Annotated in this window: 26 protein-coding genes and 1 pseudogene; 11 read left to right on the top strand and 16 right to left on the bottom strand. The window is 60.3% G+C overall.

Translation table 11 applies throughout. The features are described from left to right. The first annotated feature begins 166 nt into the window (after positions 1-166). The 6 genes from CCGE525_RS18150 (at position 167) to CCGE525_RS18175 (ending at position 5,341) form a co-directional block, all read left to right on the top strand. On the top strand, positions 167-1,153 hold the full coding sequence (locus CCGE525_RS18150; protein WP_120705496.1) for an ABC transporter ATP-binding protein: 987 nt from the start codon (positions 167-169) through the stop codon (positions 1,151-1,153). Continuing rightward, positions 1,150-2,121, top strand: a complete 972-nt coding sequence (locus CCGE525_RS18155) for an ABC transporter permease (protein WP_120705497.1) — start codon at positions 1,150-1,152, stop codon at positions 2,119-2,121. Before CCGE525_RS18150 ends, CCGE525_RS18155 begins: the two co-directional genes overlap by 4 nt. Next, entirely contained in the window at positions 2,111-2,926 is an 816-nt protein-coding gene (locus CCGE525_RS18160; protein WP_120705498.1) for an ABC transporter permease, read from the top strand. Before CCGE525_RS18155 ends, CCGE525_RS18160 begins: the two co-directional genes overlap by 11 nt. 13 nt (positions 2,927-2,939) lie before the next feature. Continuing rightward, complete coding sequence (locus CCGE525_RS18165) at positions 2,940-4,367, top strand: gamma-aminobutyraldehyde dehydrogenase (protein WP_120705499.1); 1,428 nt, start codon at positions 2,940-2,942, stop codon at positions 4,365-4,367. A 286-nt stretch (positions 4,368-4,653) separates the two neighbouring features. Beyond that, complete coding sequence (locus CCGE525_RS18170) at positions 4,654-4,971, top strand: antibiotic biosynthesis monooxygenase family protein (protein ID WP_120706483.1); 318 nt, start codon at positions 4,654-4,656, stop codon at positions 4,969-4,971. Positions 4,972-5,164: 193 nt separating this feature from the next. Beyond that, complete coding sequence (locus CCGE525_RS18175) at positions 5,165-5,341, top strand: DUF1328 domain-containing protein (protein WP_120705500.1); 177 nt, start codon at positions 5,165-5,167, stop codon at positions 5,339-5,341. A 41-nt stretch (positions 5,342-5,382) separates the two neighbouring features. Here the strand turns inward: CCGE525_RS18175 and CCGE525_RS18180 are convergent, their stop codons facing one another. The 11 genes and pseudogenes from CCGE525_RS18180 to CCGE525_RS18230 form a co-directional block, all read right to left on the bottom strand. Continuing rightward, positions 5,383-6,057, bottom strand: a complete 675-nt coding sequence (locus CCGE525_RS18180) for a DUF1345 domain-containing protein (protein WP_120705501.1) — start codon at positions 6,055-6,057, stop codon at positions 5,383-5,385. A 110-nt stretch (positions 6,058-6,167) separates the two neighbouring features. Beyond that, positions 6,168-6,899, bottom strand: a complete 732-nt coding sequence (locus CCGE525_RS18185) for an SDR family oxidoreductase (protein WP_120705502.1) — start codon at positions 6,897-6,899, stop codon at positions 6,168-6,170. A 114-nt stretch (positions 6,900-7,013) separates the two neighbouring features. Next, a complete protein-coding gene (locus CCGE525_RS18190; protein WP_120705503.1) occupies positions 7,014-8,147 on the bottom strand; it encodes an extracellular solute-binding protein in 1,134 nt (377 codons plus the stop codon). Between the two features lie 6 nt (positions 8,148-8,153). Next, positions 8,154-8,606: a MaoC/PaaZ C-terminal domain-containing protein gene (locus CCGE525_RS18195; protein ID WP_120705504.1), complete on the bottom strand. Its 453-nt coding sequence runs from the start codon at positions 8,604-8,606 to the stop codon at positions 8,154-8,156. Positions 8,607-8,609: 3 nt separating this feature from the next. Continuing rightward, complete coding sequence (locus tag CCGE525_RS18200) at positions 8,610-9,683, bottom strand: Gfo/Idh/MocA family protein (RefSeq protein WP_120706484.1); 1,074 nt, start codon at positions 9,681-9,683, stop codon at positions 8,610-8,612. Between the two features lie 195 nt (positions 9,684-9,878). Further along, positions 9,879-10,208 carry an L-rhamnose mutarotase gene (locus tag CCGE525_RS18205; protein ID WP_120705505.1) on the bottom strand — a complete coding sequence of 110 codons (330 nt, stop codon included), beginning with the start codon at positions 10,206-10,208 and terminating at the stop codon, positions 9,879-9,881. A 14-nt stretch (positions 10,209-10,222) separates the two neighbouring features. Further along, the gene (locus CCGE525_RS18210; RefSeq protein WP_120705506.1) at positions 10,223-11,335 is read right to left on the bottom strand and encodes a mandelate racemase/muconate lactonizing enzyme family protein; all 1,113 of its coding nucleotides are present in this window, start codon (positions 11,333-11,335) and stop codon (positions 10,223-10,225) included. Positions 11,336-11,352: 17 nt separating this feature from the next. Next, positions 11,353-12,450, bottom strand: a complete 1,098-nt coding sequence (locus CCGE525_RS18215; RefSeq protein ID WP_120705507.1) for an ABC transporter ATP-binding protein — start codon at positions 12,448-12,450, stop codon at positions 11,353-11,355. A 7-nt stretch (positions 12,451-12,457) separates the two neighbouring features. Continuing rightward, complete coding sequence (locus CCGE525_RS18220; RefSeq protein ID WP_120705508.1) at positions 12,458-13,324, bottom strand: carbohydrate ABC transporter permease; 867 nt, start codon at positions 13,322-13,324, stop codon at positions 12,458-12,460. Positions 13,325-13,326: 2 nt separating this feature from the next. Next, positions 13,327-14,220 carry a carbohydrate ABC transporter permease gene (locus CCGE525_RS18225; protein WP_120705509.1) on the bottom strand — a complete coding sequence of 298 codons (894 nt, stop codon included), beginning with the start codon at positions 14,218-14,220 and terminating at the stop codon, positions 13,327-13,329. Between the two features lie 180 nt (positions 14,221-14,400). After that, a pseudogene (locus CCGE525_RS18230) lies at positions 14,401-15,716 on the bottom strand (ABC transporter substrate-binding protein). 180 nt (positions 15,717-15,896) lie between these two features. Between CCGE525_RS18230 and CCGE525_RS18235 the strand changes: the two are divergent. From CCGE525_RS18235 to CCGE525_RS18250, 4 genes are all read left to right on the top strand, one after another. Continuing rightward, positions 15,897-16,688, top strand: a complete 792-nt coding sequence (locus tag CCGE525_RS18235; protein ID WP_120705510.1) for an IclR family transcriptional regulator — start codon at positions 15,897-15,899, stop codon at positions 16,686-16,688. A gap of 63 nt (positions 16,689-16,751) precedes the next feature. Beyond that, positions 16,752-17,588 carry an amidohydrolase family protein gene (locus CCGE525_RS18240; RefSeq protein ID WP_120705511.1) on the top strand — a complete coding sequence of 279 codons (837 nt, stop codon included), beginning with the start codon at positions 16,752-16,754 and terminating at the stop codon, positions 17,586-17,588. A gap of 33 nt (positions 17,589-17,621) precedes the next feature. Continuing rightward, a complete protein-coding gene (locus CCGE525_RS18245) occupies positions 17,622-18,167 on the top strand; it encodes a MaoC family dehydratase (protein ID WP_120705512.1) in 546 nt (181 codons plus the stop codon). A 1-nt stretch (position 18,168) separates the two neighbouring features. Next, the gene (locus tag CCGE525_RS18250; RefSeq protein WP_120705513.1) at positions 18,169-19,326 is read left to right on the top strand and encodes a CaiB/BaiF CoA transferase family protein; all 1,158 of its coding nucleotides are present in this window, start codon (positions 18,169-18,171) and stop codon (positions 19,324-19,326) included. Between the two features lie 30 nt (positions 19,327-19,356). Here CCGE525_RS18250 and CCGE525_RS18255 read toward each other — a convergent pair whose 3' ends face one another. The 4 genes from CCGE525_RS18255 to tal form a co-directional block, all read right to left on the bottom strand. After that, positions 19,357-19,677: a hypothetical protein gene (locus tag CCGE525_RS18255; RefSeq protein ID WP_120705514.1), complete on the bottom strand. Its 321-nt coding sequence runs from the start codon at positions 19,675-19,677 to the stop codon at positions 19,357-19,359. Positions 19,678-19,698: 21 nt separating this feature from the next. Further along, positions 19,699-20,334, bottom strand: coding sequence for a L,D-transpeptidase (locus CCGE525_RS18260; RefSeq protein WP_162950253.1), 636 nt, complete (start codon positions 20,332-20,334; stop codon positions 19,699-19,701). 83 nt (positions 20,335-20,417) lie between these two features. Then, a complete protein-coding gene (locus CCGE525_RS18265; protein ID WP_120705516.1) occupies positions 20,418-21,371 on the bottom strand; it encodes an ABC transporter substrate-binding protein in 954 nt (317 codons plus the stop codon). Between the two features lie 260 nt (positions 21,372-21,631). Continuing rightward, a complete protein-coding gene (gene tal / locus CCGE525_RS18270) occupies positions 21,632-22,597 on the bottom strand; it encodes a transaldolase (protein ID WP_120705517.1) in 966 nt (321 codons plus the stop codon). Positions 22,598-23,086: 489 nt separating this feature from the next. Between tal and CCGE525_RS18280 the strand changes: the two genes are divergently transcribed. Beyond that, positions 23,087-24,076 (top strand): sugar-binding transcriptional regulator, encoded by a 990-nt coding sequence (locus CCGE525_RS18280; RefSeq protein ID WP_120705519.1) that lies wholly within the window; start codon positions 23,087-23,089, stop codon positions 24,074-24,076. Positions 24,077-24,116: 40 nt separating this feature from the next. Here CCGE525_RS18280 and CCGE525_RS18285 read toward each other — a convergent pair whose 3' ends face one another. Further along, complete coding sequence (locus CCGE525_RS18285) at positions 24,117-24,989, bottom strand: methylated-DNA--[protein]-cysteine S-methyltransferase (RefSeq protein WP_120705520.1); 873 nt, start codon at positions 24,987-24,989, stop codon at positions 24,117-24,119. Between the last annotated feature and the right edge of the window lie 52 nt (positions 24,990-25,041).

Genomic DNA, 25,041 nt, shown 5'->3' on the forward strand with positions numbered 1-25,041 from the left:
TCACGCCGATCGTGGCGACCGCCTCTCCAGCCTAAAGAGCGCGATCGCATCGGGACGATGAGGGGCCCGACATCTGACGCCCCTCATCGCCTCGCCGCGCCTCTTCCAAACGGAGAGGCGCAACGGAAAAACATGCCCGTCATCTCTGCATTCCCGGGAGCACCCCATGACCGCCGTTCGTTTCCAGCAGGTATCGCGCCATTTCGGGCAGGTCCGCGCCGTCGATCACGTCGATCTGGAGATCGCTTCCGGTGAATTCTTTGCCATGCTCGGCCCCTCCGGCTCCGGCAAGACCACGTGCCTGCGGCTCATTGCCGGTTTCGAGCAGCCTACCGGCGGCCATATCGAGATTTTCGGCGAAACCGCCGAAGGCGTGCCGCCCTATCGCCGCAACGTCAACACCGTCTTTCAGGACTATGCCCTCTTCCCGCATCTCAACATCCTCGACAACGTCGCCTACGGGCTGATGGTCAAGGGCATCGGCAAGACCGAACGGCTGAGGGCCGCTGAACAGGCATTGGAACTGGTGAAGCTGCCGGGCTATGGCGCCCGCCGCCCCGGCCAGCTCTCCGGCGGCCAGCGCCAACGCGTGGCGCTCGCCCGCGCCCTCGTCAACAAGCCGAAGGTCCTTCTTCTCGACGAGCCGCTTGGTGCGCTGGATCTGAAACTGCGCGAGCAGATGCAGGAGGAACTGAAGGGGCTGCAGCGGGCGCTCGGCATCACCTTCGTTTTCGTCACCCACGATCAGGGCGAAGCGCTCTCCATGGCCGATCGCGTTGCCGTCTTCAACAATGGCAGGATCGTGCAGGAGGGCACGCCGCACGATATCTATCAGCGGCCGAAGACCAGATTCGTCGCCGATTTCGTCGGTTCTTCCAATGTGATTGCCCCTGAGACGATGTCGTCGCTCGGCGGCGAACGACGTTGGGCGAGCCTGCGGCCTGAGGCGATACGATTGACACAGGATGCCGGTGTTTCGGCGACGGTACAGGCAACCAGCTTCCTCGGCGCAGCCACCCGCCTTTCGGTTGAAGCGCATGGTACGCGCATGCATGTCACCGTGCCCGCCGGCCTGCCGATTCCGGAAACCGGCGCCTCGGTGCGCATCGCCTGGCTGCCGGCCGACGTACACTATATGGACGACGCCGCATGACATCGGCCGCTATCATCACGGCTGCACCTGCGGCCACCTCGATCCTGCCAAGCCGCGGGGGCTTCTTCGGCCGCCTGTCCGATCTCTTCTGGCGCCGCCCTAAACTCCTGCTCTTCCTGATGCTGACGCCGCCGCTGCTCTGGCTCGGCATCATCTATATCGGCTCGCTGATCGCATTACTCTTGCAGAGCTTCTTCTCGATCGACGACTTCTCGGGAATGGTGAACTACGAATTCACGCTCTCGACCTACGCGCAGCTTTTGAATTCCGCCAATTTCGACATCATCATCCGCACCATCGTGATGGCGGCGCTAGTGACCATCGCCTCCTCCTTCGTCGCCTTTCCAATTGCCTATTATGCGGCACGCTACGCCAAGGGAAAATGGAAGGCGCTGTTCTATCTCGGCGTCATGCTGCCGCTCTGGTCGAGCTATCTGGTCAAGGTCTATGCCTGGAAGCTGATCCTCGCCAAGGAAGGGATTTTGACCTGGCTTTTCGACAAGCTCTATCTCGGCTGGCTGCTCGACGGCGTGCTCAATCTGCCCATCGTCGGCGGCAATTCCCTGTCGGTGAGCTATATCGGCACCTTCCTGGTCTTCGTCTATATCTGGCTGCCCTATATGATCCTGCCGACGCAGGCTGCCCTTGAGCGAGTGCCTGCCAACCTCCTCGAAGCTTCCGCCGATCTCGGCGCCACGCCGAACCAGACCTTCCGCACCGTGCTGTTGCCGCTGGCGCTGCCCGGCGTCGTCGCAGGCTCGATCTTCACCTTCTCGCTGACACTCGGCGACTACATCATCCCGCAGATCATCGGCTCCTCGCGCCTCTTCATCGGCCAGGCCGTCTATGCACAACAGGGCACGGCCGGCAACGTGCCGCTCGCTGCAGCCTTCTCGGTCGTGCCGATCGTCATCATGGCCATCTATCTCTGGATCGCCAAGAAACAGGGAGCTTTCGATGCGCTCTGATCGCGGCCAACAGGCTTCCCTGCCCTTGAAGATCGCCGCCGCCTGCGGCCTGCTCTTCCTGCATCTGCCGATCCTGCTGATCTTCGTCTATGCCTTCACGACGGAGGAGAAGAGCTATCAGTGGCCGCCTCCAGGCTTCACGCTGCAATGGTTCGGCATAGCCTGGAACCGGCCGGATGTCTGGTCGTCGCTTGCGCTGTCGGTGCAGGTAGCAACTGTCGCGACGGTAATCGCTCTCGTGCTCGGTACGCTATGCGCAGCGGCCGTCAGCCAGACGAAATTCTTCGGGCGCGAGGCGATCTCGCTGCTGGTGATCCTGCCGATCGCGCTTCCGGGCATCATCACCGGTATTGCGCTACGCTCGGCCTTCAGCCTGTTCGATATCCCCTTCTCGGTCTGGACGATCGTCCTCGGCCACGCCACCTTCTGCGTGGTCGTTGTATACAACAACGCCGTCGCCCGGTTCCGCCGCACTTCCGGTTCGCTGATCGAAGCCTCGATGGACCTCGGAGCCGACGGTTTCCAGACCTTCCGCCACATCATCCTGCCGAATATCGGCACGGCGCTGCTCGCCGGCGGCATGCTCGCCTTCGCGCTTTCCTTCGACGAGGTCATCGTCACCACCTTCACCGGCGGCCAGCAGATGACCTTGCCGATCTGGATGCTGGAGGAGCTGATCCGCCCGCGCCAGCGCCCCGTCACCAATGTCGTCGCCATGGTCGTGGTGCTCGTCACCTTCCTGCCGATCCTGGCAGCCTACTATCTTACCCGCGACGGCGACCAAATCGCCGGCGGCGGCAAATGAAAGGGAGATAATTATGGATACACAGATGCTGATCGGCTCCCGCTTTGAAGCCGGTACGGAGACGGAAGAGCATATCCTCAATCCGAAGACCGGGGAGACGGTGCTCAACCTGCCGGAAGCCTCGCTCGGCCAGATCGATGCCGCCGTCGACGCCGCCGAAAAAGCCTTCGCGAGTTGGTCGCAGACGACGCCCGGCCAACGCTCCACCTATCTCCTGAAGATCGCAGATGCTATCGAGAAGGACGCCAAGGGTTTCGCAGCGCTCGAAGCGCTGAACTGCGGCAAGCCGATCAATGCCGTTCTCAATGACGAAATCCCCGCCATTGTCGATTGCTACCGCTTCTTCGCCGGCGCGGTGCGCAACCTGCATGGCCCGGTCGCCGGCGAGTATCTGCCCGGCCACACCTCGATGATCCGCCGCGATCCGATCGGCATCGTCGGCTCGATCGCGCCTTGGAACTACCCGCTGATGATGATGGCCTGGAAGCTGGCACCGGCCATTGCCGGCGGCAACGCCGTCGTCTTCAAGCCCTCGGAACAGACGCCGCTGACGGCGCTGAAGATGGCGAAGCTGCTGGCGGACATCCTGCCGGAAGGCGTCGTCAACGTCATCCTCGGCCGCGGCGAGAGCGTCGGCAACGCGCTGATCAACCATCCGAAAATCAACATGGTGTCGATCACTGGCGACGTCGCCACCGGCAAAAAAGTGCTGCAGGCCGCCGCCAAGACGGTGAAGCGCACGCATCTCGAACTCGGCGGTAAGGCCCCTGTCATCGTCTTCGACGATGCCGACATCGATGCCGTGGTCGCAGGCATCCGGACCTTCGGCTATTACAATGCCGGCCAGGACTGCACCGCCGCCTGCCGCATTTATGCCGATGCCAAGGTCTACGACAATTTCGTCGCCGACCTCACCTCCGCCGTCTCCAGCATCAAATTCAACCTGGCCAACGACACGGAGAACGAGATCGGCCCGCTGATTTCCAAGCGCCAGCGCGACCGCGTCGAAAGCTTCGTCACCCGGGCCGCCGAACACAAACATATGGAGATCACCACCGGCGGCAAGACTTCAGGCGATCGAGGCTTCTTTTATGCCCCGACCGTGGTTGCCGGCGCCACACAGGATGACGAGATCGTCCGCCGCGAAGTGTTCGGCCCGGTCGTCTCGGTGACGCGCTTCACCAACGCCGACGATGCCGTGACCTGGGCCAATGACAGCGACTATGGCCTCGCCTCCTCCGTCTGGACCAAAGACATCAGCCGCGGCATGCAAACCGCCGCCCGCCTGCAATATGGCTGCACCTGGATCAACACCCACTTCATGCTGGTCAATGAAATGCCGCATGGCGGCCTGAAGCAATCCGGCTATGGCAAGGACATGTCGGTCTATGCGCTGGAGGACTACACCGCCGTCCGGCATGTGATGATCAACCATGGGTGAGACGTAAGGAACGGTCGGAATTGCCGCTGTAATCGACCGCAGCGGGTCGATCACAGCGACGAAAGACGCGTTGACCGCGATCAAGAAAATTGGCATTTTTGTTTGGTCGAGAAGGACGTTGGTCGGAATTGGTAACCCCGACCTCTTCCAGAATTGGAAGCTCCGTGTCGCTTTGGCAAGCGAACCCACGACAAACAACCGGCGTCTACGTCGGGGTTTGTAGTGGCAATAGGCTGTTGCCAATCGCCCCCCGATGATGTCGCCTCCAACCGTTGAGGAGATCATCATGCCTATCATTCGCGCCAATAGCGGTGTTGTCACGCAAATCAATATTTTTACGGTTCCGGAGGACAAGCAGGAGCCGTTGATCGAGCTTCTGGCCGAAGCCGCTGAGTTTGCTCGCTCCACTCCAGGCTGGATATCGGCCAGCCTCCATCGCAGTCTCGATGGTACACGTGTCGTCAACTACGCCCAGTGCGAAAATCTGCAGGCGTCACAGTTCGTCATCGAACGGCTTCGGCAAGAGGGCTTTCTCGAACGCAACAAATTGCTCGGAGCGGCCAGTCCCGGGCTCTATGAGGTCGTATTTGCGCTCGATCGTTAGTCCCCCGCATTTGTGACAGCTCGGGCCGATCGTAAATTGCGGCGGTAGGCCCGAGTTCCGAGACGCGTGATATCGGGTCATGCTGAGCCCATAAATCTGAGAGCTTGGGCCAAGCGGCCCGGAACCTATGGATTGCGGAACACTTTCCCGTTTCATGCGTCATTATTCGACGCAACGCAGAGGAGTTTTTCTGATGCTGAAGTGGGCTCTGATATTCTTCATAATTTCACTGATCGCCGGGTATTTCGGCTTTTCCGGCGTCTCGGCCGCAACGGCGACGATCGCCCGCGTGCTTTTCACCATCTTCGTGATCGTCTTCCTAGTGTTCCTGATCCTGGCGGTCCTGGCCGGCAATGCGGTTGTAGGATGAACGGCGGACGCCGACACTATGGAGGCGCGTGAGGGCGCGAGCTACAGCAAGCTCGCCCCGACGTTGATCGCAAGCGCCAGGATCGTCGTATTGAACAGAAACGACAGGATCGAATGCAACAGCACCAGCTTGCGCATATTAACGGAAGAGACGCCGATATCCGCGGTCTGGGAGGCGACGCCGATGGTGAAGGAGAAATAGAGGAAATCCCAATAGATCGGCTCCACCACCGGTTCGGCGAATTTCAGTCCCGGTCCCTTATGCAAATCACCATAGAAGCGATGCGCATAATGCGTTGTGAAAAGTATATGCAGGAACGCCCAGGAAATCAGGATCGTGACGATCGCCATCAATGCGTGGAAAAGCGCCACCTCCGGCGGCGCGTCCTTGACGCCAAGCAGTTCCAGAGCAATTCCGCCAACGCTGGCAACTGCGGCCGCAATCGACAGGAACAGCAGAAATGCATCCGAAAAATCGAGATCGGCCGAGCGCTTGCGGATGCGATGCACATCGGACGTCAGCATCCGGTATAGGCTGAAGACGACATAGACGATGGCGGTGGCGTTCCACGCGAAGAGCCCATTGGTCGCATTGAACGCGCGCGAAGTCAGGAGCAGGAAGACGGCGACACCGACCGCGACGCTGACAAGAATCACCTGATGTCTGCGTAGCAGCATGGCGGCCCTGGAACGATGCTGCTGTCCGTCCGTCGGCATGCCACTCTCCCAATCACTAACTCTCTCTCAGATATAGATTCTCTGACGGACGTGGCAAACAAAAAGAGGCCTCGCGATGCGAGACCTCCGATCTTGGATAAGGTGTTAATTCAAGCCGTCCAGCCACCGTCGATGACATGGATCTGACCGGTGGTGAAGCCCGCCTCGTCGCCGGCGAGATAGGTCACCAGCGCCGCGATCTCCTTGGCATCGGCGATGCGCCCCATCGGCTGACGGGCGATGAAATCGGTCATGGCCTTCTCGTAATCGCCGGTAGCGCGCAGGCGCTCGTGCAACGACGGGCTGTCGACGGTGCCCGGGCAAATGGCATTGACGCGGATGCCCTTGGAGACGAAATCGGCGGCGATCGATTTGGTAAGGCCGATCACGGCCGCCTTGGAGGCGCAATAGGCGAAGCGGTTCGGCACGCCCTTCACGCTTGAGGCGACCGAGGACATGTTGACGATCGAGCCTTTGCCCTTTTTAAGCATGCCCGGCAGGAAGGTGCGGCAGGTCGTGTACATCGCCTTGGCATTGAGATTGAAGGAGAAATCCCAATCCTTCTCTTCGCAGTCGAGGATGGTGCCGGCATGCACGAAGCCGGCGCAATTGAAGAGCACGTCGATCGGACCGAGTTCGTCGGCGTAAGCCTTCACCGCGGCGCTGTCGAGCACGTTCAGCACATGCTTGCTGGCGCCTTCCAGCGTCGAAAGCGTCTGCTCGTTGATGTCGGTGGCGTAGACATGCGCACCGAGCGAAATGAAGCGCTCGGCCGTCGCCCGTCCGATACCCTGCCCCGCCGCCGTGATGACGACCTTCTTGCCTTCCAATCCGTGACCCATAATCCTGATCCTTTCCTCCAGGGCATGATCTCGAGACCGAAGGCAACCCAGCGAAAACGCTTGATTGCCTGCGGATAAGACCATGCGAAAACAAACAGCTAGAGCCGTCCCGCTCTAGCCTTCGAACGATTGCGCGAAGAGCCGGTTAAGCTTGTCGATGAGGACTGTATGCCGCTCGGCGGCGCGCAGTCCATTGGTAATGATGTCTGAAGCCTCGCTTTGGAACGCCATGTAGCCGTCATGACGCGGCCGAACGTATGCCCCCTCAAGCGTGGCGCGCGTATTGCGGTAGAAATCAAGTGCAGGCGCGTTGACGGCATCGCTGACCCACGCATCGGAGTGGCCGGGTTGACCGTTGCCGCTGGCATAGGCGCCGGCCTGCACCGGCCCACTGGCAATCCAACGCGCAAAGGCTTTGGCCGCCTCCGGCGCCTGCGTCCTGGCCGAAACGGCAATACCCGTGCCGCCGAGGGCCGAGCCGTTCGGTACACGCCCGTCGATCACGGGCATGTCGGCAAAAGCTAAGCGCGCCGGTCGGAATCCGGCAAAGGAATAGCTGACATAGCCATAGGCAAAGGGAACGACGTCATAGGGGCAATCCGGCTCGCTCATCAGATCGAAGACGGCGATCGGGTCCATCTCGTAGCATCTCGCATCCATGCCTGCGACGAGCCGTGCCATCCAGTCGAGCACGACTTCTCCATCAGCCCTGGCGATGCACTCCGGTCCCTCGATGCTGCAGGGTGTGCCGAGATGCGCCGCAAGCGTGAAGAAGGTCATCAGCGAATGCGGCGGCCGCATCGGCAGGATCGCCCTGCCTTTGGCTGCCAGCGATACGATCTCGGCGAGATCGGCGATCGGCCCGCTCAACCGGTCCGGTCGGTGGGCCTGAACCTGCGTCGCCGCATCGATCGGAAAGGCCCATTGCCGACCTTGCCAGTTGTAGCTCGGATAAGATCGTCCGACCGTGCCGGCGGCGATCGCAGCCAGTTCATCCGCATGTCCGGCATCGTCGAGCGGCAGCAGACAATTCTCTCGCGTGATCTGGCCGACATGCGGATGATCGATGACGATGAGGTCGTAGGCCGCGGCAAGCTCATCGACCGGAAAGGTTTCGAAATCCTGCAGCGACCGCTTCTCCCAGGCGATCTCGACACCGGTCTTTTCCAACCAGAGTTTCGAACATGCCACCATCGGATCGTAGCCTCGCGGATGCGACCAGGTCATTCCCTTGAGTTTCACCATCATTCTCTCTCAGCTTGCCGCTTTGCGTTCGACGATCAGGACATGGTCGGCAGCGAGGACGACTTCGTCACGCTGGTTCAGCACCTCGCAACGTTCGACAACGCGGCCGGATGCCGGGCGCTTCGGATCGTCTTCTTTTGCCGATATCGTCACCCGCGTGCGGATCGTGTCGCCGATATGCACGGGGCGGATGAACCGCAACCGGTCGTAGCCATAGGAAAAGGCGACGGGATTGATGAGTGACGCCGTCAGCCCGACGCCGATCGAAAAGATCATCGTGCCATGGGCAATGCGCTGACCGCCGGGCAAGGTCTTGGCGAATTCCGCATCCATGTGATGCGGAAAGAAATCGCCGGTGTGACCGGCATGGACGACGAAATCGGTCTCGGTGATCGTCCGTCCGGTCGTCATACGGACATGCCCGAGTTCGTAGTCTTCGAAGTAGATCGTCTGTTCTGCCATTCCTCAAGCCTTTGGAAGTTTTGCAATCGGCGTCGCGGGAGCAGCGCTCGACTGATAGGCGGCCTCGACCAGCGCCATGGTCTGCCAGGCATCTTCGACGGAGCCGACCAATGTCTTGTCCTCGCCAGAAGCGAAGCGCTGCAGATTGGCCATGCGGTTGACGAAGGCATCCGGGAACCAGGCACCTTCTAGCTTCACTTCGACCCAATCGCTGCCGTCGGCCGGCCGAATCCAGAGTTCGTCCGGCTCGCCACGCGGATAGTCGAGATTGACGCCGAGCTTGATATAGGCCGCGCCCTTAGTGCCGGAGATACGGAATTCGCAAGCCTGGAACTTGCGGCCGAAATCATGGTCGTGATTGACCGAGAGCACACAGCGCACCTTGTCGCCATAGTCCAGGATGGCGGCGGTGCGCGTCTGTGCCACCTCGTGGTTCGGATGGCCGATGGTCTTGGCATGTACGCCCTTGGGATTGCCGAGCAGGCCGCGGATGAAGTCGAGATAGTGGATCGAGTGCATGGCAATTTCGATGCGAGGCAGGCCCTTCAGGAATGGCCAGAGCCCCCAGGGCGTCGCGAGCGCCAGCCAGGCGTCGAAATCGACGACCTCGCCGAGGTAACCTTTCTCCACGGCATCATAGAGCGCCAGCATCATCGGCGCGAACCGAAGCTGAAAATTGACGGCCGCCTTGATGTCGCGTTCGCGGCACACCCGCAGAATTTCCGTCGCCGCGGCCAGATCGCTGCCCATCGGCTTCTGGATCAGCGCGAAAGAGCCGCGCGGCAGCTTGGCAAGGATACCGGCATGAGCCGCCGGCGGGGTCGCCAGATCGAAAATCGCATCTTCAACAGCAAGCGCCTCGGCCTCGGACGCGAAGGCGCGGATGCCCCATTGATCCGCCAGGGTCTTTGCCTTTTCACCGTTCGGATCATAGAGGCCAGCGACCGGGAAACCTGCCTTGTTGTAGGCCGGCAGATGTGCATCGTCGACGATGCTGCCGGCGCCGAGGATGACGATCGGGCGCGGCATGGGGGGTTTCGGCCACCATTGGCGCAGGGATTTGGGATCGAAGGTCATGAGTTCAGCTCCGGTCGTGAGAAGCCCCTCATCCGGCCTGTCGGCCACCTTCTCCCCGTTTTGACGGGGAGAAGGGAATGGGCGCACCCTCCGTCATCCCTCAAGCTCACAGAAATCGGAAGGCCGTAACAAAAGAGGTCGTCCCCTCTCCCCGCCTGCGGGGAGAGGGCTAGGGTGAGGGGCACTCCTTGCAAATCAGTCAAGATGAAACACCTCTTCCATCATCGCCCACCACTCGCCTTCCTTGCGGGTATCGAGCGGCTTCTGGCAGGGCATGCAGACGGACCACCATTCCTGGTTTTTCGGGCTCGCAGCCATCTTGGCCATATCCGCGGCGAAATCCGTGCCGACATATTCCCAATAGCCGAAGAGCAGGTTTTCCGGCTCTTTCAGGAAGATGGAATAGTTGGTGATGTTGCACTCGGAGATCAGCGCCAGAATCTCTGGCCAGACGGCCGCATGCAGGCGCTTGTATTCCTCGACTTTTGCCGGCTCCAGGCCGATCACCATCCCCATTCGCTGCATGGCCTCTTCCTCTCTTAGCCGTGAATTTCGCGCGTGAATTCACCGATCGAGCGCGCCTTCACCGCTTCCCAGTCCCAGGCGATGCCGATGCCGGGTTCAGCGGGCGCGATGGCCTTGCCGTCAACAATCTCCATGCCCTTGGTGGTGAGGTCGTCGAGCTGCGGGATATATTCGACATATCTGCCGTTCGGCACGGCACAGACGAGGCTGACATGCAGTTCCATCAGGAAGTGCGGGCAGACCGGAATATCGAAGGCCTCGGCCGCATGCGCCACCTTCAGCCAGGGCGTGATGCCGCCGATGCGGGCAACGTCCACCTGAACGATCGAGCAGGCGCCTTTCTGCATATATTCGCGGAAATGCCGGATCGAGTAGATGGATTCGCCGACCGCGATCGGTGTCGGCGTTGAGCGCGTCAGGCGGATATGGCCGTCGAGATCGTCGGCCGGCAGCGGCTCCTCGATCCAGGCGAGATCCAGCTCTCTCAGCCGCGCAGCACGGCGGATGACCTCGTCGACCGTAAAGCCCTGGTTGCAGTCGGTCATGATCTCGAAGCCGGCTCCGAGCGCCAGGCGCAAAGCCGAGAGCCGATCGTAGTCCTCGGATCCGTGCGGCTTGCCGATCTTCACCTTCGAGCCGGAGAAGCCCTTGGCCTTCGCTTGCAGGGCATCCTCGACCAGTGCTTCCTTCTCGATATGCAGCCAGCCGCCTTCTGTTGTGTAAAGCGGACAACGATCCTTGGCGCCACCGGCAAGTTTCCAGAGCGGCAGTTTCTGCTTCCTGGCACGCAGGTCCCAGAGCGCCGTATCGACGGCAGCGAGCGCGAGGGCTGTGATCGCGCCGATCGTCGTCGCGTGCGTGGCAAACTCCATCTTGTGCCAGATCGCTTCGATGCAATCGGCATCCTCGCCGATCAGCAGCGGCACGAGATGATCGGACAGCAGCCGCATGACAGACGAACCGCCCGTGCCGATCGTATAGCTGTAGCCGGTGCCGACAGCGCCGTCGGAATCAGTAATGGTGACGATCGGCGTCTCTTGGCTGACGAAGCTCTGGATCGCATCCGTCCGCTTCACCTTCGGCGGCAGATCGACCATGCGCAGTTCAATTTTCTCGATGCGGGCCATGTTCTTGCCTCCCTCGCTCAGATTGCCAGGCTCTTGCCGGTCTCGGCGGAAAAGAGATGCGCCTGGCTGAGGTCGAAGCTCATTTTCAGTTGCTCGCCGCTTTTTAAACCGCGCGGATTGAGCATGCGCGACACCCACTCGCGGCCGGCGAATTCGACGAAGACCAGGGTTTCATTGCCGAGAGGCTCGGTAATGGCGACGGGCAACGTTACCTCGTGCACCGCTGACTCAGTGCCAGAATGCAGGCCATGGCCGCTTGGGAAAATATCGTCCGGACGCAGGCCGAAGGCAACCTTTTCGCCATCCTTGACCTGGCCTACGAACTGCCCTGGCAGCGGCAACTTGTCGCCGTTCTTGAACAGCAGTGCGCCGGCCGAAACCGTAGCCTCCTCGATATTCATCGGCGGCGAGCCGATGAAGCCGGCGACGAAACGGGTTGCTGGCCGCTTGAACACCTCATCCGGCGTGCCGACCTGCTCGATATAGCCGTCGCGCATGATGACGATGCGGTCGGCAAGCGTCATCGCTTCCACCTGATCGTGGGTGACGTAGATCACCGTCGACTGCACTTTGGCATGCAGCTTTTTGATCTCGGTGCGCATCTGCGTGCGCAGCTTGGCGTCGAGGTTCGACAGCGGCTCGTCGAAGAGGAAGACTTCCGGCTGGCGAACGATGGCACGGCCCATGGCGACGCGCTGGCGCTGGCCGCCGGAAAGCTGCGCCGGCCGGCGATCCATCAGCGCTTCCAGGCTGAGGATGGCGGCAGCTTCATTGACGCGCTGGTCGATTTCCGCCTGCGGTTGCTTGGCGATCTTCAGCGAGAAACCCATGTTCTCGCGCACGGTCATGTGCGGATAGAGCGCATAGGACTGGAACACCATGGATATGTTGCGATCGCGCGGCGGCAGGTCGTTGACGATGGTGTCGCCGATTGCAATGGAACCGCCGGAGATTTCTTCGAGGCCGGCGATCATGCGCAGCGTCGTCGATTTGCCGCAGCCGGAAGGCCCGACGAGCGCGATGAATTCCTTGTCCTTGATATCGAGATTGATCCCGTGGACGATTTCCAGGGCGCCGTAGCGCTTGACGAGTTTTATGAGCGAAACCTGAGCCATGGGGTTTTCAGCCTTTGACCGCACCGAATGTCAGACCCGACACCAGATGCTTCTGAATAATGAAGGTGAGAGCGAGCGCCGGAAGGATCATCACGACCGCCAGCGCACACATGCCACGCCAATCGATGGTGAACTCGGCCGTATAGTCGAGCAGGCCGACCGGCAACGTCTTGGAATCGACCGAGCGGGTGAGCTGGGATGCCAGCGCATATTCGTTCCAGCAGGTGAGGAAGGCGAAGATGCCGGCAGACGCGATGCCCGGACCGGCGAGCGGAAACTCCACCTGCCAGAAGGCCTGCCAGCGCGTACAGCCGTCGATCTGCGCCGCTTCGGCGAGATCCTTCGGCACCTGACGGAAGAAACCGTCGATCAACCAGATCGTGAAGGGTACGTTGAGCGCCACATAGGTGATGATCAGGCCAAAATGCGTGTCGATGATACCGAGGCGCGCATAGACCATGAAGAGCGGCAGCGAAAGCGCCACACCCGGCACGGATCGCGTCAGCATCAGGCCGAGGAAAACCGCCGACTTGCCGGCGAAGCGGTAGCGGGCGAAAGCATAGCCGCCGGACATGCCGATGATCAGCGCAATAATCGTGGAAGTCACGGAGATGATCAGCGAATTGCGGAAATAATCCCAGACGGGGATGCCGCCCTGCCCTGCCCCGCCGAACATGGCGCGATAGGCGTCGAGCGACAGCTCCTGCGGTATCCAGACCGGCGGCTTCGCCATGATCTCGACCGTGGGCCGCAGCGAGCTGAGAATGATCCAGAAGCCCGGCAGGCAGATGATGAGCATCGCGATGAAAAGGCCGATGAGATAGGCGACTTTTCCGATGCGGCGGCGCATGCGTTGTTCGGCATTGCGATCCATGATTACCACTCCGCTCCGATCTGGGTGCGGGCAAGCGCCAGCTTACGGAAGAAATAGACTGTGAAGGCGATCGACAGAATGATCGAGACATAGGCCATGGCGTTGGCGAGCCCCATTTGCGCATCGGCATAGGCCGTGCGTCCGACCAGCGTCCAGATCAGCTCCGTGCGCCGCGCCGGGCCGCCATCGGTCATGATCTTGACGATGTCGTAGGCGCGGGCGACGTCGAGCGAACGGATGGTCATGGCAATGAAAGCGAACGGCATCAGGAATGGCCAGGTGACGTAACGGAAAGTCTGCCAGCTCGTGCAGCCGTCGACCTTGGCGGCCTCCACCGGCTCCTGCGGCATGGCGAGCAGGCCGGCCAGGATGAGGATGGCGAAGACCGACGTCGACGACCAGACTTCGGCGATGACGATGGACAGCAGCGCCAGATTGCCGTCGATCAGCCATGGAATGGCACTATTGGTTATGCCGAGCGACTGCAGGGCATTGTTGATGATGCCGACATTGTCGTTGAACATGAATTTGAACTGGAAACCGACGAGCACGGGCGAAAACATCATCGGAAACATCATCAGCGTGCGCAGGATGCGCTTGCCGTGGGTCGCCTTGTTGATCAGCAGCGCCAGGCAGAGACCGAGCAGCATTTCCAGATTGAGCGCGATGGTCAGCAGCACGACGGTGCGCACGAAAGCTGCCAGGAAGACCGGATCGGTGAGAATGCGGGTATAATTGCGCAAGCCGATGAAAGTGAAGAGCGTCGCAGGCCGTGTCAGGCGGAACGGCGTGAAGCTGGAATAGAAGGACAGAAGCAACGGAAACAGTACCACCGCCACGAGCACGATAATCGCCGGAAGAAGCAGCAGGACCGGTGGAGATATTTTCTTGAACATGGTTTGCACCTGTCGGCATTCCTCAGCAGCGTGGCCCGAACTGCGTGGAATGCGATTGCATGGGGCCGAGAGGCCGGAACATATCCAGCCGGACAGACCGGCCCCTAAAGGCACTGGTCATAAGCAATTTTTAGAGAAGTCCCGCACCCTCAACCGGATGCGGGACTTTGATTGCGGCGATCAGAGCGCGCCGGCGTCCTTCAGAACGTCGGTTGCCTTCTGTGCGGCCGTGTCGAGCGCTTGCTTCGAGGTCTTGTCGCCAAGGATGGCGGCCTGAAGCTCAGGATAGACGACGTTGGAAATTTCGATCCATTGCGGCGTGCGCGGAACGGGAAAGCATACTTCATCGATTCCTGGAAGGTGCTCAGCACTTCTTTCTTGTAGGGATCGGCAGCAGCCTGCTGGATGTCCCAATCCCAGACCGCCTTGCGGGTCGGCAGCGTGCCGTTGGCGGCTTCGAGCTTCTGCGAGTCGTCATTGGTCAGGAACCAGACGAGCGAGGCGGCGGCATCCTTGTTCTTGCAGGCCTCGGTCACCGAGAAGCCGTGATGGCCGGACCAGCCGGTGTGCTTGCCGGCGGAGCCGACGGGCTGCACGACGACACCGACATTGCCGGCGATCTTCGAGGACTTCGGATCGTTGAAATAGGTTGCCCAGCCCGGCCAATCCAGATCGAGAGCGACAGTGCCCGACGCAAAACCGGCGCCGAGATCATCCCAGAGATAGTTCGTCGTGCCGGCAGGAACGGCCTTGGCCTTGTACATGTTTACGAACCAGTCGAGCGCACGCACGCCAGCTTCGGAATTGAAGGCCGGCTTGCCGCCCTTGTCGAGATATTCGCCGCCCTCGGCGATCAGCATTTCATAGAAGCGGCCGTTGATCGCCTCTTCCTTGCCGGGGAACTGCGTGCCGAAGAAGTTCGGCGGATTGGCGAAGAATGTCGCCTGATCGGAGACCTCCTTCCAGGTCTTCGGCGGAGCCAGATCGTAGCCATACTTGGCCTTGAATGCTGTCTTCTTGGTCTCGTCGTTGTAGAGGCTCTTCTGATAGTAGAGAGCCGACACGTCGAACTGGGCGCGCGGCAGCATGATCAGCCGGCCGTCGATGGTGGATGCCTCGATGGTCGAATCGACGAACTTGGCGATCTCTTCCTTCGGCAGCAGCTTGCTGAGATCGGTATAGAGGTCGGGATATTGGGGCGCGAAGGATGAGTGGTTCGAACCAACGCACCAGGAAATATCACCCGATGCCATGTCCGACTTGATTTCCTTGTCGAGCTCGAAGTGGTTCTTCTTGGAGAGGATGTTGACCTTAGCGCCGGTCTCCTTCTCCCACTCGGAAATGCGCGCATAAAGCGGCTCATATTGCTGGCCACCGATCAGTTTGGCGTCGATCGTCACACCCGGGAACTTGCCGGGCAGGTCGGCGGCAGAGATCGCGGAGCTCGCAAACAATGCCAGTATGCCGGCTGCGAGGCCGGTCTTCAAATTCCTCATTGAATTTCCTCCCTAAAGGACCGGACACCCCGCCCGATCGCCCTCACGACCCAAATATGGATCAATGATTTATATGTAAACATCTTATTCATCGACCGTCAAGCCGGGATTGCCAGCGCTTGCAAATCGCTTTCATTCATATATGAATGAATCATATTTCACTGATACATGAGGCCCTTCATGAGCGTAGAAGATGATAGCGACCGATACCGCGCACCGGCGCTGGACAAAGGCCTTGACATTCTGGAACTGCTGGCGCGGATCGACGGCGGCCTGACGCAGGCGGAAATCGCCAAGGCGCTCGGTAAAAGCCCGAACGAGTTCTACCGCATGCTCGATCGCCTGGTCCGGCGTGGCTATGTGCAGCGGCAGGATGGCGACCGCTTCTATCTGACCCTCAAACTCTTCGGCCTGGCACATTATCATGCGCCGGTGCGCCGGCTCGTTTCCTTTGCCACGCCGCTGATGCGCGAATTCTCCAACCGCGCCGAGCAGGCCTGCCACCTGGCGATTTTCGACCGCGGCTCGGTCATTGTCATCGCCCAGCAGGATTCACCGACCTATTGGGGCATTTCGATCCGCGTCGGCGCCCAGATCAACCTGTTCAACACCGGCTCCGGCCACGTCCTGCTCGCCTTCCGCGACGAAAAACATCGAAAGATGATGATCAACGAGCAGCAGCGCCAACAGGACGACGACGGGCCGATGCCCGCCGATCTCGAAGAACGCCTTCAATTGATCAAGGAGAAGGGCTTCGAGACGATGGACAGCCTGCAGACCAATGGAGTGCGCAACATTTCGGCACCCGTTCTGGCGTTGGATGGCTACGCTTTGGCCGCGCTCACCTGCCCTTATATCCAGCCGGTCAATCCGAATGCGCCGAGCTATGAGCAGGTGATTCAATATGTGTGCGAAGCCGCCAAGGACGTGTCCGAAACCGTCGCCGGCACATTGGACAACGCCGAAATATAATTTCTATTTGAATAAACTATTCTTCTGTGAGTATATATTGATCAGCATGATGGGAGGATCGCCATGCTTTTCGATAGCCACCTGCACATCGTCGATCGCGAGAAACTTGGATACCCCTGGCTGGAAGGGGCCGGCGCGCTGAACCGCGACAGCCTTTATGAAGACTATGCCCGCGAAGCCCAGCGCCTGGGGATAACCGACACGCTCCACATGGAAGTGGATGTCGCTGAAGGCGATATTGAGCGGGAAACGGACTACGTCAAAGGCTTGAGCCGACAGCCCGGCAGCCTGATCCGCGGGGCCATCGCCGCCTGCCGTCCGGAAGATGCCGGCTTTCCAACCTATCTCGAGCGCGTGCTTGCCGATCACTTCGTCAAGGGCTTTCGCCGCGTGTTGCATGTGGTGCCGGACGACCTCTCCGAAGGCTCGCTCTTCAGGGAAAACTTGAAGCGGCTTGCCGGCACTCGCCTCACCTTCGATTTCTGCGTGCTGCCGCATCAGATCGCCAAGGCGATCGCGCTGGCCGATCTCAATCCCAATGTTCAGTTCATTCTCGACCATTGCGGCGTGCCAGCCGTCAAGGACGGCCTCAGCGAGGTCTGGACCTCGGGGATCACTGAAATCGCCAAGCGGCCGAACGTTGTCGTCAAGATTTCCGGCATCGTCGCCTATGCCGATCCCGACAGCTGGACCGTCGACACGCTGCGCCCCTTCGTCGAGCATTCGATAACAAGCTTCGGTTGGGATCGCGTCATCTGGGGCAGCGACTGGCCCGTCTGCACGCTGGGCGGCGGTCTCTCCACCTGGGTCGCCGCTACCCATGCGCTGACGCAGGGGGCGAGCGCCGACGAGCGCGCCCACCTCTATCAGCTCAACGCCAAGCGACTCTGGTCTCTCTGAGCGCGCCATAGAAGTCCATCGAAAGCCCATGCCATGACTGCCACCGTCGGCATTTCCAGCACCCATCCGAAGACCATGCCGGCGGATCATGCCGACATTCCCGTCTGGAACTCGGAAAACTGGTTCTATGAAGACTTCGAGATCGGTCACAAGATCCGGTCGCTGCGGCGGACGATCTCCGAAGGCGAATCCCAGCAGTTCAACGCCCTCGTGCTCGATATGCATCCCTATGTCAGCGACCAGATCTTTGCGGAGACGGAGGGCCTGTTCGGCAAACGCCTCGTCGCCGGTGCTTTCGTCTTTTCCGCCGGCCTCGGTCTCGTCGCTACCAACTGCATCAACGCCTTCTCCTACGGCTACGACAAGCTGCGCTTCATCAAGCCCACCTTCATCGGCGACACGATCTACACCATCCGCACCAATCTCGACAAACAGCCGAAATACAAGGATCTCGGTTTGATCCGCTCTTCGTACGAAGTCTTCAAGGGCGAAGGCGAGCTGGTGCTTTATTGCGAGCATATCCAGACGGTACGCTACAAGAACGGCCGGCCCGCCGATGCTCCGGAATTGAAGGGCTGAGATGACCACAGGAAACAAGGACAGCCTGCTCGCCGGCATTACGGTGCTGGATATGAGCCAGTTCCTGGCCGGGCCGATGGCCGCTCTTCGGCTCGGCGACCTCGGTGCCCGGGTGATCAAGGTCGAGCGTCCCGACGGCGGCGATCTCTGCCGCAGGCTTTATCTCAGCGACACCGAGATCGGTGGCGACTCGACGCTGTTCCACGCAATCAATCGCGGCAAGGAGAGCTTTGCCGTCAACATGAAGGACGAAGGTGACCTGCAAGACCTTAGGACGCTGATCGAAAAGGCCGATGTCATCATCCAGAATTTCCGCCCTGGGGTCATCGATCGCCTGGGTCTCGACTACGCCTCGGTCGCCAAAATCAATCCACGCATCGTCTACGGCAGCATCACCGGCTATGGCCCGGACAACGAGTGGCGACAGTTTCCCGGCCAGGACCTGCTCGCCCAGGCCCGCTCCGGCGCCATGTGGCTGAACGGCGAGGCCGATGATGGCCCGGTGCCCTTCGGCCTAGCGGTCGCCGACATGCTGGCCGGCAATCTCATCGTCCAGGGCATTCTCGCCGGCCTCGTGCGGCGCGGCGTCACCGGCCAGGGCGTCCACGTCGAAACCAGCCTGCTGGAGGCCATGATCGATTTCCAGTTCGAGGTCCTGACCACCCATCTGAACGATGGCGGTCGCCCGCCGAAGAAATCCTCCGTGCGCAATGCCCACGCCTATCTCTCAGCCCCCTATGGCGTCTATCATTGCGCCGATGGTTGGCTGGCGCTGGCCATGACGCCGCTGCCGAAACTGGCGCCTCTCTTCGAGCTTCCAGCGCTTGCCGACTACACGCCGGACGAGGCCTTTTCCCGCCGCGACGAGATCAAGAGCCTGATCGCCAGCCGCCTGCATGAGAAGACGGTGAAGGAATGGCTCGCCATCTTGGAGCCCGCCGACATCTGGGCGGCGGAGGTGCTGGACTGGCCGAAACTGCTGGAAACCGCCGCGTTCCGGCAGCTCGACATGTTGCAGACGGTAACCCGTGGCGACGGCGCTTCCGTTCGCACGACGGCAAGCCCGATCCGTATCAATGGCGTCAGGCGCAAGAACGATCTTGCCGCCCCGACGATCGGCAGCGATTCCGAGAAGATCAGAGCGGAATTCTTCGCCTGACACCTCTTGCCTTAGCGGCGCGGGTTGGGCTCACGCCACCGGCTGCACCGAAGCGACCTTGCCGGTGTTGTCGATGATGCAATTAAATCTGCGGCCGGTCGCATTCAACTCGACGCGGTAGGTGTTTGCATCCAATTGCTGCGAATTCGTCGGAAGCACCTTGCTCTGAGTAAGGCCGGCCGATTTTGCCGCAGCGTCAGCGCATAAGAGCTGCAGATCGGCGGGTGCCGTCTGTAGTTTCGTTCGAGCCATCTGGTCGGGCGGCGGCGAGGATACGCATGCCGTCACTGGCGCAAGGATCACAAGCGGGAAAAGCAATCGTGCCGCGGACCAGCCATTCGATTTCGTCATTCTTCATCCCCCATTTTGCGGTCATACGCCCTTATAGAGTGCCGCGCCCTGCATCAGCACAATCACCTTCGCCCCGATCTTCACGCGAGAGTGCAGATCGATGATATCGTCGTTGTTCATGCGTATGCATCCGGAGGAGACATCAAGTCCAATTGACCATGATTCCGGCGTGCCGTGAATGCGGTAAATCGTGTCGTTGTTGCCTTCATACAGGTAGAGAGCCCTCGCCCCGAGTGGGTTGTCGGGTCCGCCCGGCATGCCGTTCGCCCATTTCACCGCATTCGGATCACGAGCGACCATTTCGGCGGGCGGTGTCCAGGTCGGCCATTCCGCCGTGCGCCCGACCCGCACGATGCCGGCCCAGCCGAAGCCTTCCCGCCCAACGCCTATGCCATAGCGGATCGCCTGGCCGCCGGGCTGGACCAGGTAGAGAAAATGCTGGTTGCCGTCGATGATGATCGTTCCCGGCTCTTCTGCCGTCCGGAAGGGAACGACTTGCCTGCGAAAGGCATCCGGCACCTGTTTGTTGCGGGCGTAATATTGGCGAGCCTTCTTCGCATCGTAGTCGACCCAGGTTCGGGTCTGCGGATCGAATATCTGCGTCTGCGCCGCGAGCGCAACGAGAGGCCCAAGGCCGATGGCTGCCGCCATGAGCATGACGGTTGTATTGCGCCTCCAGCCTCGTTCCGATCTTGCCTCCACCTGAGCCACTGTCTCGGGGTTCTTTGTTGGGTCTGTTCTCATGGCTTTGCCCATCCGTCGACGCGGGATGCATGGCTGTCTACCCACTGCTTCGCGAATTCCAGGGGCGGCTGACGGTCCACCTGCAGGGCGTAGGTCATGTGCGTAATTTCCTCTGGCGTAAAATCGACCTTCTCGAGAAAGCTCGCAACGTCGGCATGTTTCTTTGCGAAGGCGGTGGCATAGGCAATGTGAAAACTCGTGGCGGGCCAGGCGACCGGTGCGCTCGAATCGCTGATCCAGGTCGGATCGCTCGCTGGCGCGATCTTCCATTTGGAAGCATCATAGGGCGGCTCTGTCAGTCGCACGATATTGTGCAGCTCGAAGACGTGATGTGGCGCGTAGCAGGCAAATACCATCGGCCGGCCCGTCGCGACTGCCGCATCGACCGCAGCCATGCCGACATCTTCCTCGGCTTCGATCAGGGTCAGATTTTTCGCGTAGCCATAGCTGTTGGCGCGCACTCTCTCGATGCCTGTCGACAACCATGTCGGTGCCCCGATCCACAGCTCTCCGCGTCCGTCGCCGTCGGTATCCAGAACCGCAGTCTTGGCGGGATCACTCAGATCCGAGATGTCCTTTATACCGGCCGCGACTGCATCCGGCGTCGCGCAAAGGCCCTGCCAGGCATCGATGCCGCGCGCCGCCACCTCGACGACGTGCTTTTCGTTGACGTATTTCTCGATCAGGCTGTCGAGGTTCGGCCGCCATACTTCGGGATTGATGTCGACGTCGCCGCTTTCGAGACCGTTGAAGGCGGTGAGCGTTCCGAGCTCCCGGACCTCGGCATCGAGCTTATATTCCTTGGCAATCGCAACCTTCAGGATATTCGCCGTTGCCTGACCTGAAGGCCAATTCGGCATCGAGATGACCAAATCGGCCGCATCGGCGCTTACCGCCCCGACAGACGCAAGGGCAGCGGCAAAGGCCACGGAAATGAGTCTGTTCTTCATGTCCCCTCCAGCTTTCGGTAACAACTGCTATCCGTCGCGGCTGTCGCGAACCGGAACCAGATAGCGGAGGGAAACACCCGCAGGTAAGTACGTTACGGTAACATGATCGAAATTTACGCCACTGTTACGCGAACCAACCGACCACAGAACGGGATGTAGAGCGTGAATGGGCACCAACAAAAAGGGGCGCCACGATGTGACGCCCCTCGATATAGATGTGTGCGGCCCTCATCTCACCGAGGGAGGCTTTCACTAACCGCTTAGGCGGCAGCGAGCTGCAATTCCTTGCCCACCATGGTCCGCAAAGCGATCAGGTCCTTGGCGAATGCGCGAATGCCTTCGGCGAGCTTTTCGGTCGCCATCGCATCTTCGTTCATCATCCAGCGGAAGGTCTTTTCGTCGACCGCGACCTTGGCAACGGAGGTCTTGTTTTCCGGCGAAAGCTTGCGTTCCAGCTTGCCTTCATCCTTGGCAAGCTCGTCGAGCAAGTTCGGGCTGATCGTCAAGCGATCGCAGCCGGCCAGCGCTTCGATTTCGCCGGCGCTACGGAAGGAAGCGCCCATGACGATCGTCTTGATGTCGTTGGCCTTGTAGTAGTTGTAGATCTCGCGGACGGAAAGAACGCCCGGATCTTCTTCCGGCGTGAACTCCTTGCCGGTCGACTTCTTGTACCAGTCGAGGATGCGCCCGACGAAGGGCGAGATCAGGAAAACCTTGGCGTCGGCGCAGGCAACGGCCTGGGCCTTGCTGAAGAGCAGTGTCAGATTGCAGTCGATACCTTCCTTCTGCAGGACTTCTGCAGCGCGGATGCCTTCCCAGGTGGAAGCGAGTTTGATCAGGATGCGATCCTGGCCAATGCCGCGTTCCTTGTAAGCGGCGATGATGGCGCGGGCCTTGGCAATCGAAGCTTCGGTGTTGAAGGACAGATCGGCGTCGACTTCGGTCGAGACGCGGCCGGGAACGAGGCCGGAAAGAGCGGCGCCGACGGAGATTGCCAGACGGTCGGCAACCGCTGCTGCGATAGCGTCCGGCGTGCCGCCCTGCTTCTTGCCCCAGGCAACGGCTTCCTTGATTGCATCGGCGAACATCGGCGTGCCGAGCGCCTTGAGGACGATGGTCGGATTGGTCGTGCAGTCGACCGGCTTCAGGCGGGCAACCGCCTCGATATCGCCGGTATCGGCCACGACCGTCGTCATAGCGCGAAGTTGGTCAAGCTTGGATGTCATGATACGTATCCTTGTTGAATTGGCCCACTGTGAGAGATATTGACCGGCGAAATTCCGTCCGGTTCGATGGACGACACGAAGACTGCAAGCGGATTGCGCCGTTCCTTCTCCTATGCCTCGGTAACGGGAGAAAAAGCGCGAAAGTTCCATTCCCGGTGAACGGTCAAAGCCGCGAAGAAGCAATTGCCAAAGACAGGCTTTTCGCCGAAACCGAGCGCCCTATATGGCTCTCTGCTTGGCCAGACATGTCTACGGCGCAGCGCTCGCACATTGTCCTCCTCGACTGGACAAAGACCGACTTCCTCACGGCGACTATCATCAATCTCGCGACGAAAAGTCAAGGACATTTGTGCATTTCAATTGACATAAGTTTCAGGCCATAGAATATCGGCAGAAGAAGAGCTGATCTTGCCGCCCCTGTCATCCGCAACCTTTGTCGCTTGCGGTCATTAAAATAAAAAGGCGTGCAAAAATCTTGCCGGAGGACCTGTGGCCAAACTTAGACGCGGGACACACACCGCCTATTCCGAGACGGCGTCTTTGAGGCTGCGCGCGGCTTGGCTCTACTACAATCAGGGCCTGACGCAGAAGGATGTCGCAGAACAGCTCGGCATCAGCCGCACCACCGTCATCCGCCTCCTGGACGAGGCAATGCGTCGCAGTGAAGTGCAGATCTGGATCAATGAAGGCATCGACGATTGCGTCGAACTGGCAATCAAGCTCGAGCGCGCCTACGGACTGGACGAGGCGATCGTTGTTCCCTCACCTGCAAGCGCAGACGTCGACGCCCAGGCAAAAAGTGTCGGCCTGGCGCTCGGTCAGTTTCTCACTGAAGCGATCCCCGACAACTATACGATTGGTGTCGGCTGGGGCCGGACCATGACTGCCTCGCTTGCAAGCTTCCGCCCACCGCGCCGCGACAATTGTAAAGTGGTTTCGCTGCTCGGCGGCATCGTCGCCGTCCAGCAGACCAATCCGATCGATTATACTTGGCGCCTGGCAAGCCAGCTTGGCGCGGAATGCTACATGTTCCTGGCGCCGCTCCTGGTCGATTCCATCGAGACCAAGCGAAATTTGATCGAAAAATGTGGTCTTGAGGCTATCTACCGGCTCGCCGAAAGCCTCGATCTCGCCATCGTCAGTTGCGGTGACATCGGCCCTCGCTCAACGTCGCTGTCGGAAGGCTTCATATCGAAACAGGTGCTGGATCAGTTGATCGAAGCGGGTTGCGTCTGCGACACCATGTTCAATTTTCTCGATGCCGAGGGAAATTCGGTCGATCATCCCATTAACAAGCGCGTGATGTCCGTCGATCTCGACACGCTGAAGAAGGCCAAGCACATTGTTCTGTCTTCCGGCGGCGCCCACCGCGCCCTTGCGATCCGCGCCACCATCAAGCGCATCGGCTGCAACACATTGATCACGGACGAAAGCGCGGCAAAAGCGCTGCTGCAGATGGCGATGGCAAAGGCAGCTTGAGGACTCCTACCTTCTCCCCGCCGGGGAGAAGGTAGGACATTCACGCCCTCCCGGCTTCCCAGCCCAGCATCGCCCGCTTGCGCGTCAAGCCCCAATGATAGCCGGTGAGATCGCCGTTCTTGCCGAGCGCGCGGTGACAGGGGACGACGAAGGAGACGGGATTGCGGCCAACTGCAGCACCGACCGCGCGCATCGCCGTCGGCTGGCCGATATCTCTGGCGATGTCGGAATAGGTGACGGCCCGGCCCATCGGGATCTTCAACAGGCTTTCCCAGACCCGCACCTGGAAATCCGTGCCGATCAGCACCACCCGCAGCGGCTGTTCGCTCGACCATTTCGACGGCTCGAAAATCCGCGCCGCATAGGGCATAGTCGCCTGCAGGTCCTCGACATATTGCGCGTTCGGCCAACGGCAGCTCATATCTTCCAGGCAGGCCTTCTCGTCGCCGGAATCGCTGAAGGCAAGGCCCGCAAGGCCGCGGTCGGTGACCATGATCAGCGCCAGGCCGAAAGGCGAGATGTGGAACCCGTAGCGGATGACCAGCCCGCCGCCTTTCGCCTTCCATTCGCCGGGCGACATGGCCTCATGCGTGACGAAAAGATCATGCAGCCGGCTTGGACCGGAGAGACCCACTTCGAACGAGGTTTCCAGCAAGGGCAAATCTTCCTCGCGCAATAGTCGCTTGGCGTGGTCGAGCGTCACGGCCTGCAGGAAGGCCTTTGGCGACAATCCGGCCCAACGTGTAAACGTCTTCTGCAACTGAGTCGGCGATTGTCCGAGCCGGTCGGCGATCGTCTCCAATGACGGCTGGTCGCGATAGTCTTCTGTGATGAGTTCGATCACCCGGCGGACGGTATTGTAGTCAGGTCCGTCCGGCGTGATGTCTGTCTTCAACTTTGCGATAGCATTCATAGTCTTTCTCCTTGTGGGCCAGAACACCACGAAGAAGGCGAAGAAACCACCC

The sequence above is a fragment of the Rhizobium jaguaris genome (assembly GCF_003627755.1).
GTDB lineage: Bacteria > Pseudomonadota > Alphaproteobacteria > Rhizobiales > Rhizobiaceae > Rhizobium > Rhizobium jaguaris.